Origin of the sequence: Pseudomonas sp. R19M, assembly GCF_050312585.1 — a bacterium.
GTDB classification, from domain to species: domain Bacteria; phylum Pseudomonadota; class Gammaproteobacteria; order Pseudomonadales; family Pseudomonadaceae; genus Aquipseudomonas; species Aquipseudomonas palleroniana.
Map to the genome: position 1 here is coordinate 18,857 of NZ_JBNPJV010000039.1, position 8,237 is coordinate 27,093.

7 protein-coding genes are annotated in these 8,237 nt (G+C 62.7%); 5 read left to right on the forward strand and 2 right to left on the reverse strand.

Annotated features, from left to right (window positions below):
* Nucleotides 1-9: 9 nt before the first annotated feature.
* A complete protein-coding gene (locus tag ACQRBT_RS07155) occupies nucleotides 10-804 on the reverse strand; it encodes a thermonuclease family protein (protein WP_412046573.1) in 795 nt (264 codons plus the stop codon).
* Between the two features lie 35 nt (nucleotides 805-839).
* Nucleotides 840-1,058: a 50S ribosomal protein L31 gene (rpmE, locus tag ACQRBT_RS07160; RefSeq protein ID WP_010213765.1), complete on the reverse strand. Its 219-nt coding sequence runs from the start codon at nucleotides 1,056-1,058 to the stop codon at nucleotides 840-842.
* Nucleotides 1,059-1,274: 216 nt separating this feature from the next.
* Here rpmE and ACQRBT_RS07165 point away from each other — a divergent pair, with 216 nt between their 5' ends.
* The 5 genes from ACQRBT_RS07165 to hslU all read left to right on the forward strand — a co-directional run bounded on the left by ACQRBT_RS07165 (nucleotide 1,275) and on the right by hslU (nucleotide 8,148).
* Nucleotides 1,275-3,494: a primosomal protein N' gene (locus ACQRBT_RS07165; RefSeq protein ID WP_060755210.1), complete on the forward strand. Its 2,220-nt coding sequence runs from the start codon at nucleotides 1,275-1,277 to the stop codon at nucleotides 3,492-3,494.
* Nucleotides 3,495-3,623: 129 nt separating this feature from the next.
* A complete protein-coding gene (gene argS, locus ACQRBT_RS07170; RefSeq protein WP_198760840.1) occupies nucleotides 3,624-5,360 on the forward strand; it encodes an arginine--tRNA ligase in 1,737 nt (578 codons plus the stop codon).
* A 1-nt stretch (nucleotide 5,361) separates the two neighbouring features.
* Nucleotides 5,362-6,063, forward strand: a complete 702-nt coding sequence (locus ACQRBT_RS07175; RefSeq protein ID WP_016972721.1) for an SPOR domain-containing protein — start codon at nucleotides 5,362-5,364, stop codon at nucleotides 6,061-6,063.
* 179 nt (nucleotides 6,064-6,242) lie between these two features.
* The gene (hslV, locus tag ACQRBT_RS07180; protein WP_003171209.1) at nucleotides 6,243-6,773 is read left to right on the forward strand and encodes an ATP-dependent protease subunit HslV; all 531 of its coding nucleotides are present in this window, start codon (nucleotides 6,243-6,245) and stop codon (nucleotides 6,771-6,773) included.
* Between the two features lie 37 nt (nucleotides 6,774-6,810).
* Nucleotides 6,811-8,148: an ATP-dependent protease ATPase subunit HslU gene (hslU, locus tag ACQRBT_RS07185; protein ID WP_090367283.1), complete on the forward strand. Its 1,338-nt coding sequence runs from the start codon at nucleotides 6,811-6,813 to the stop codon at nucleotides 8,146-8,148.
* Nucleotides 8,149-8,237: the final 89 nt, after the last annotated feature.

Sequence of the window (8,237 nt, forward strand, 5' to 3'; positions counted from 1 at the left end):
AATTTTTTCTCAAGATGCCAATTTGAACATGCTGGGGTCAGTCAAGGGTAGAAGCCAGCGCGCCTGACTGCTTTTCACAGCGCCGCGCCTGGAGCGATCCTGCAACCAGCCTCGCGCCTCGATGGTCCGGCCTTGCAGACCATTGAGCAGGGCGCTATCGAACTGATGGGCTTGATCAGGTGCAATGCGTAATACCAGTGCGCCCTGTAATTCAATCCAGATTCCGCCGCGATTGCGCTCAATCTTGCTCACCCGGCCGCTGACCAGGGCAAAGCCGGATCGCGTGAGTTGCGTTACCGATTGCACGGGTGATTGCCGCCATAGGCCCAGCCGCGCCCGGCGGGCGGCGTCTTCGGCGGCTTGCTGGCAAGCGACCAGATCGGTGTTGGGCGCCACACCGACTTGAAACCCAAGCCCCTCGGCTAGTAACTGCGCCTCCAGGTTCTCACCGTCGGCACCATAGAGGTGAGCCAGGGTCCGTCCATAACGGTCTTTGCTCTCGCGCCCCGCCACCAGACCGACTCGCCCGCCACTGGCCGTCACCAATGCCTGCAAGCGCTGGCGCGCGGCGACGGCAAGAGGTTCGTCGGTGCGGCCTCGCTTGCCGGTCTCCGGCGTATTGAGGCCGATCATGCGTACACGGCGACCATCCTTGAGGTGCACCGTATCGCCATCCACCACGCGTTGCACTTCGACTTGGGCCAGCGCCGTCGGCGCCGGGCAGTAGGCCTCGGCCTGCGCGGCCGACAGCCAAATCCCGGGCACAAAAAAGGCGCCCACAAGGGACGCCTTTTTCATCAGCATGGAAAAACCGTAACGGCCTCCCAAGTTGATCGGCCTTAGGCCTTTTTGGCACCGAAAGCACCAAAGCGATCTGCGAAGCGCTGTACACGGCCGCCGGTGTCCAGAGTCTTCTGCTTACCGGTGTAGAACGGGTGGCACTCGTTGCATACGTCAGTACCCAGTGGCTTGCACAGGTTCGAACGGGTTTCGAACTTGTTGCCGCAGCTGCAGGTAACTTCGATGGTTTCGTACGCTGGATGGATATCGGCTTTCATGGCACTTCCTCGGGCTAGCGTGCCGCCACTCGACACTATTGTCGAATACCGCACGTAATTAGGCCGCGGATTGTACCAGACCTTTTTAATCGCGCAAGCGGTGCCCGTGGCGCAAACCGCCCTTTCATCAGAAAACCATCGGCTACCCCAAGCCCTCCCCCGTCTGCTAGGCTCCCGCACCTGCGCCACCGCCTGCCTTTATGAGAGACTCCCCGCGTGCCCGACGCCATTTTGCGCCTAGCCCTGCCCTCGCCCCTGCGCCGCCTGTTCGACTACCGGGCCCCGGCCGGCGTATCACGTGCGCAGTTGCAGCCAGGCATGCGCGTGCGCGTACCGTTCGGGCGGCGGGAAATGATCGGGATCCTGGTGGAAATCGCCGACCACAGCGAAGTCCCCGCCGAAAAGCTCAAGCCGGCCCTGGCCATCCTCGACGCCACTGCCCCACTGCCGCCCGCGCTGTTCAAGCTGTGCCTGTGGACCGCCCAGTACTACCAACACAGCCTCGGCGATACCTTGAGCTGGGCGCTGCCGGTGTTGCTGCGCCAAGGCGAACTGGCGGAGGCTCGCCAGGAACGCTTCTGGTCGATAGTCCCCGGCGCACGCCTCGACGACCCGCGCATCGCCCGCGCGCCGCGTCAGCGTGAAGCCCTGGCCACGCTGGCCCAGCATCCCCATGGCGTGGCGCATCCGTTACTGAGCAAGCTGATGCTCAGCAAAGACAGCCTCGACCTGCTGCTGGCCAAGGGCCTGGTGCAGGTGGAAATCCGCAAGCACGCCCCCGACCCACGCCATGAACACTGGCTGGCCCAGCCCGAACTGCCGCTGAACACTGAACAACGGGCGGCTTATGAAGCCATTCGTGCAGGCTTCGACAGCTTCCACGCGTTCCTGCTGGCCGGCGTCACCGGCAGCGGCAAGACCGAAGTCTATTTGCAGTTGATCCGCGAAACCCTGCAAGCCGGCAAACAGGCCCTGGTGTTGATCCCCGAGATCAACCTCGGCCCGCAAACCCTGGCGCGTTTCGAACAGCGCTTCAACGCCCGTATCGCCCTGGTGCACTCGGCAGTCAATGACCGTGAGCGCCTGGAGTCCTGGCTGGCTGCGCGCGACGGCGAGGCCGACATCATTATCGGCACCCGCTCGGCGCTGTTCACGCCGATGAAGAACCCCGGGTTGATCATCATCGACGAGGAGCATGACGGCTCCTATAAACAGCAGGAAGGCTTGCGCTATCACGCCCGCGACCTCGCGCTGGTGCGAGCGCGCCAGGAAGACATTCCTATCGTGCTGGGTTCCGCCACGCCCTCACTGGAGAGCCTGCACAACGCTTACACCGGCCGTTACGGCCTGCTGCGCCTCAACGAGCGCGCCGGTGGCGCCAAACAACCGCGCTTCCTGCGCCTGGACGTAAAAAGCCGGCCACTGGACAGCGGCATTTCCGGGCCGATGCAACAAGCCATCGGACAGACACTCGCCGCCGGCCAACAGGTTCTGGTATTTCTCAACCGTCGGGGCTTTGCGCCGACGCTGCTGTGCCACGATTGCGGCTGGATGTCCGAGTGCGAGCGCTGCGATGCGCGCATGACCGTGCACCAGCGCTACGGCGAGCTGCGCTGCCACCACTGTGGCCACGTGGAACGGGTGCCGCGCCACTGCCCCCAGTGCGGCAAGGTGGACCTGCGCCCGGTGGGCGCCGGCACCGAGCGCGCCGAGGAACGCCTGGGGATTCTGTTCCCGGATTACCCGGTGCTGCGGGTCGACCGCGACAGCACCTCGCGTAAAGACGCCATGAACCAGCTGTTCGCCACCATCCAGAAGGGCCAGCCGTGCATCCTGATCGGCACTCAGATGCTCGCCAAGGGGCATCACTTTCCACGGGTGACGCTGGTGTCGATCCTGGATGCCGATGGCGGACTGTTCTCCGGCGACTTCCGCGCCAGTGAGCGCATGGCGCAGTTGATCGTACAAGTCGCAGGCCGGGCCGGGCGCGCCGAAGAGCCAGGCAAGGTGATTATCCAGACCCACTTGGCCGACCATCCGCTGCTGATCCAGCTGACGGAAGAAGGTTACTTTGCCTTCGCCGAACAGGCGCTCAGCGAACGCCGCGCCGCCGGTCTGCCGCCGTTCGCCCACCTGGCCTTGTTGCGGGCTGAAGCACACAAACCGGGCCAGGCCGAAGGTTTTCTCGATGAGGCGTGCAGCCTCGCCGAACGTTTATTGGGCGAACTGGGTCTGACCGGCATCGAATTGCTCGGCCCGGTGCCTGCCCCCATGGAGCGCCGCGCCGGGCGCTATCGCGCCCAGCTACTCTTGCAGGCGACGTCCCGCGCGCCCCTGCATCGGCTATTAAGTAGCTGGTTGCTTGCCCTGGAGCAAATGCCCAGTGGCCGGCAGGTGCGATGGTCGTTGGATGTGGACCCGGTAGATTTGTATTGAAGCCCCTGCCACAGGTTAATCGTCCGTGAAGGACCTTCGAAGGTTGGCAAGCCCGCCCTCGCCACGGATAATGCCCAGTTTTTCCACCTGCGCTTCGCGCGCCGCCGCTTGCGGTCGAAAGAGAACACCATGAAAGACACCATTCGCCAGCTGATCCAACAAGCCCTCACCCAACTCGTCGACGAAGGTGTGTTGCCTGAAGGCTTGACGCCGGCGATCCAGGTGGAGAACACCCGCGACAAGACCCACGGCGACTTCGCCAGCAACATCGCGATGATGCTGTCCAAGCCCGCGGGCATGAAACCACGCGACCTGGCAGAAAAGATCATCGCCGCGCTGCCTGCCGACGAGAGTGTCACCAAGGCCGAAATCGCAGGCCCTGGCTTCATCAACTTCTTCCAGAACACCCAGGCCCTGGCCAGTCGTCTCGACGCGGCACTGGCCGATGCTCACGTGGGCGCACGCAAGGCCGGCCCGGCGCAGCGCACCGTGGTCGATCTGTCGGCCCCCAACCTGGCCAAAGAGATGCACGTCGGCCACTTGCGCTCGACCATCATCGGCGACGGCGTGGCCCGGGTCCTGGAGTTTCTCGGTGATGAAGTGATTCGCCAGAACCACGTCGGCGACTGGGGCACCCAGTTCGGCATGCTGATGGCCTACCTGCAGGAAAACCCGATCACCAGCGATGAACTGTCGGACCTGGAAAACTTTTACCGCGCCGCCAAGAAGCGCTTCGACGAATCCGAAGAGTTCGCCGACCGCGCCCGCGGCCTGGTAGTCAAGCTGCAAGCCGGCGACGCCGAGTGCCTGGCACTGTGGACCCGGTTCAAGGACATCTCGCTGTCCCACTGCCAGAAGATCTACGAACTGCTCAACGTCAAGTTGACGATGGCCGACGTGATGGGCGAAAGCGCCTACAACGATGACCTGATCAACGTGGTCAACGACTTGAAGGCCGCAGGCATGCTGGTCGAAAGCAACGGCGCCCAATGCGTGTTCCTCGACGAATTCAAAAACGCCGAAGGCGAGCCGCTGCCGGTGATCATCGTCAAGGCCGATGGTGGCTACCTCTACGCCACCACCGACCTGGCTGCCGTACGCTACCGCAGCGGCAAGCTCAAGGCTGACCGTGCGCTGTACTTCGTCGACCAGCGCCAGGCCCTGCACTTCCAGCAGGTCTTCGCGGTGGCGCGCAAGGCCGGGTTCGTGACACACCCGATGGAAATGGAACACATGGGCTTCGGCACCATGAACGGCGCCGACGGCCGCCCGTTCAAGACCCGCGACGGCGGCACCGTGAAGCTGATCGACCTGCTGACCGAAGCACAGGAGCGTGCCTACAACCTGGTGAAAGAAAAGAACCCGGAACTGGCCGAGGCCGACCTGCGCAACATCGCCCGCGTGGTGGGCATTGGGGCGGTGAAGTACGCCGACCTGTCCAAGCACCGCACCAGCGACTACAGCTTCAACTTCGACCTGATGCTCAACTTCGAAGGCAACACCGCCCCCTACCTGTTGTATGCCTACACTCGCGTAGCCGGCGTATTCCGCAAGCTGGGCAAGGACTTCAGCGAAGTCGAAGGCCAGATCGTACTCGCCGCGCCGCAGGAACAAGAGCTGGCAGCCAAGCTCGCGCAATTCGGTGAAGTGCTCAACAGCGTTGGCGAAAAAGGCACGCCCCACATCCTCTGCACTTACCTGTACGAAGTGGCCGGCCTGTTCTCCAGCTTCTACGAGAATTGCCCGATCCTGAGCGCCGACGACGAAGCGCAAAAGCAAAGTCGCCTGCGCCTCGCCGCACTGGCTGGACGGACCCTCAAGCAAGGCCTGGAACTCTTGGGCCTGGAAACTCTGGAGCGTATGTAAGTTGGCTGCCAAGAAAAAACCTGCCCCCAAGCGCGGCGCCAGCCGCTACCAGGCTCCGGCGAAGAAACCTATTCCGGGTTGGCTGTGGATGGCCATCGGCCTGGCGGTCGGTGCGTTTGTCGTGATCCTGATGAAGCTGGAGCCGGGCAAAGGCGATGACGTAAAACGCGTCAAGCAAGAGCAGCAGAAGGCCACGAAAATAGCCGAAGCCAACAAGACGGCGCCGAGCCCGACCGCACCGGTGAAGCCAAAGTACGACTTCTACACGCTGCTGCCGGAATCGGAAGTGATCGTGCCGCCCGACGCCGTGCCGGAGAAAACCCTGCCGACGCCACAAGTGCCGACCACCCCGGTAACGCCTGCGGAAGCGGCGAAGATCGACACCGCACGCGCCCAGGCCGCGCTGGCCGGCATCACCCCGCCACCGCCGCCACCGGTCGCCACCACCAAGGCAGCGCCAGTGACCAAGTTCTTCCTGCAGGCGGGCTCGTTCCCGAAACAGGCGGATGCCGATCGCGTGCGTGCACAGATCATTCTGTTGGGCCAGGCGGTGACGGTTGAGTCCGGCACGGTGAAGGATGCGACCTGGTATCGCGTGCTGGTAGGCCCGTTCAGCAACCGTGAGCAACTGACCGTGGCACAGAAGCAACTGGCTGGCGCCGGGTTTAGTAACCTGCTGTTACAACAACGCCAGAGCCGCTGATCAAGAATGTGGGAGGGGCTTGCCCCCTCCCACATTTGGCTCTGCAGTGTTCTCGAGTGTGCGTCAGACCGATAAACACCACTCGTCCGCCACACCCCCCTACGGTTGAAATCCTCCTCGTCACCCCCATATGAGTTTCCATCAGGGCATTTTCGCCCCGCTGCGTGGAGACTCTCCCCTTGACCACCATCGTTTCAGTACGTCGCCACGGCAAAGTCGTCATGGGCGGCGACGGCCAGGTTTCCCTGGGTAATACCGTGATGAAAGGCAACGCGAAGAAAGTGCGCCGCCTGTACCACGGCCAGGTTCTCGCAGGCTTTGCCGGCGCTACCGCCGATGCCTTCACCCTCTTCGAGCGCTTCGAAGGCCAACTGGAAAAACACCAGGGCCATCTCGTTCGCGCCGCCGTCGAACTCGCCAAAGAATGGCGCACCGACCGCTCCCTCAGCCGCCTGGAAGCCATGCTGGCCGTTGCCAACAAAGACGCGTCCCTGATCATCACCGGTAACGGCGACGTGGTTGAGCCTGAACATGGCCTGATCGCCATGGGTTCCGGTGGCGGCTACGCCCAGGCGGCAGCCAGCGCACTGCTGAAGAAAACCGACCTGTCGGCCCGGGAAATCGTCGAAACCGCCCTGGGTATCGCCGGCGATATCTGCGTGTTCACCAACCACAACCAGACCATTGAGGAGCAGGACCTCGCCGAGTAAGCCGCAGGCTTACTTGCGCTTGAGGCCGCCAAACACTATGTCCATGACTCCCCGCGAAATCGTCCATGAACTTAACCGCCATATCATCGGCCAGGACGATGCCAAGCGCGCCGTTGCCATTGCGCTGCGTAACCGCTGGCGCCGGATGCAACTGCCCGAAGAACTGCGCGTTGAAGTAACGCCGAAGAACATCCTGATGATCGGCCCGACCGGCGTCGGTAAAACCGAGATCGCCCGTCGCCTGGCCAAGTTGGCCAACGCCCCCTTCATCAAGGTCGAAGCCACCAAGTTCACCGAAGTGGGCTATGTAGGCCGCGACGTCGAGTCGATCATTCGTGACCTGGCCGACGCGGCCTTGAAGCTGCTGCGCGAGCAGGAGATGAGCAAGGTCAGCCATCGTGCCGAAGACGCCGCCGAAGAGCGCATCCTCGACGCGCTGCTGCCGCCGGCACGCATGGGTTTCAACGAAGACGCCGCACCGGCCTCGGACTCCAACACGCGCCAGCTGTTTCGCAAGCGCCTGCGTGAAGGCCAACTGGACGACAAGGAAATCGAGATCGAAGTCGCCGAAATCTCCGGCGTCGACATCTCGGCCCCGCCTGGCATGGAAGAAATGACCAGCCAGTTGCAGAACCTGTTCGCCAATATGGGCAAGGGCAAGAAGAAAAGCCGCAAGCTCAAGGTGAAGGAAGCACTGAAACTGGTGCGCGACGAAGAAGCCGGTCGCCTGGTGAACGAGGAAGAACTCAAGGCCAAGGCCCTGGAAGCCGTCGAGCAGCACGGTATCGTGTTTATCGATGAGATCGACAAGGTGGCCAAGCGCGGTAACGCCGGCGGTGTCGATGTATCCCGCGAAGGTGTACAGCGCGACCTGCTGCCGCTGATCGAAGGCTGCACCGTGAACACCAAGCTGGGCATGGTCAAGACCGACCACATCCTGTTTATCGCCTCCGGTGCTTTCCACCTGAGCAAGCCCAGCGACCTGGTGCCGGAACTGCAAGGCCGCCTGCCGATTCGCGTGGAACTCAAGGCACTGACGCCGGGCGACTTCGAACGCATTCTCAGCGAGCCGCATGCCTCGCTCACCGAGCAGTACCGTGAGTTGCTGAAAACCGAGGGCCTGGGGATCGAGTTCCAACCGGACGGCATCAAGCGCCTGGCCGAAATCGCCTGGCAGGTCAACGAGAAGACCGAGAACATCGGTGCGCGCCGCCTGCATACGCTGCTGGAGCGTTTGCTGGAAGAAGTGTCCTTCAGTGCGGGTGACCTGGCCGGTGCGCAGAACGGCGAGCTGATCAAGATCGACGCCGACTACGTCAACAGCCACTTGGGCGAACTGGCGCAGAACGAAGACTTGTCGCGCTACATCCTGTAGACCCAGCTCAGGACTGCTTTGCTTTATTGTGGGAGGGGGCTTGCTCCCGATAGCGGTGTATCAGTATCAGATAAACTGACTGAGGCACC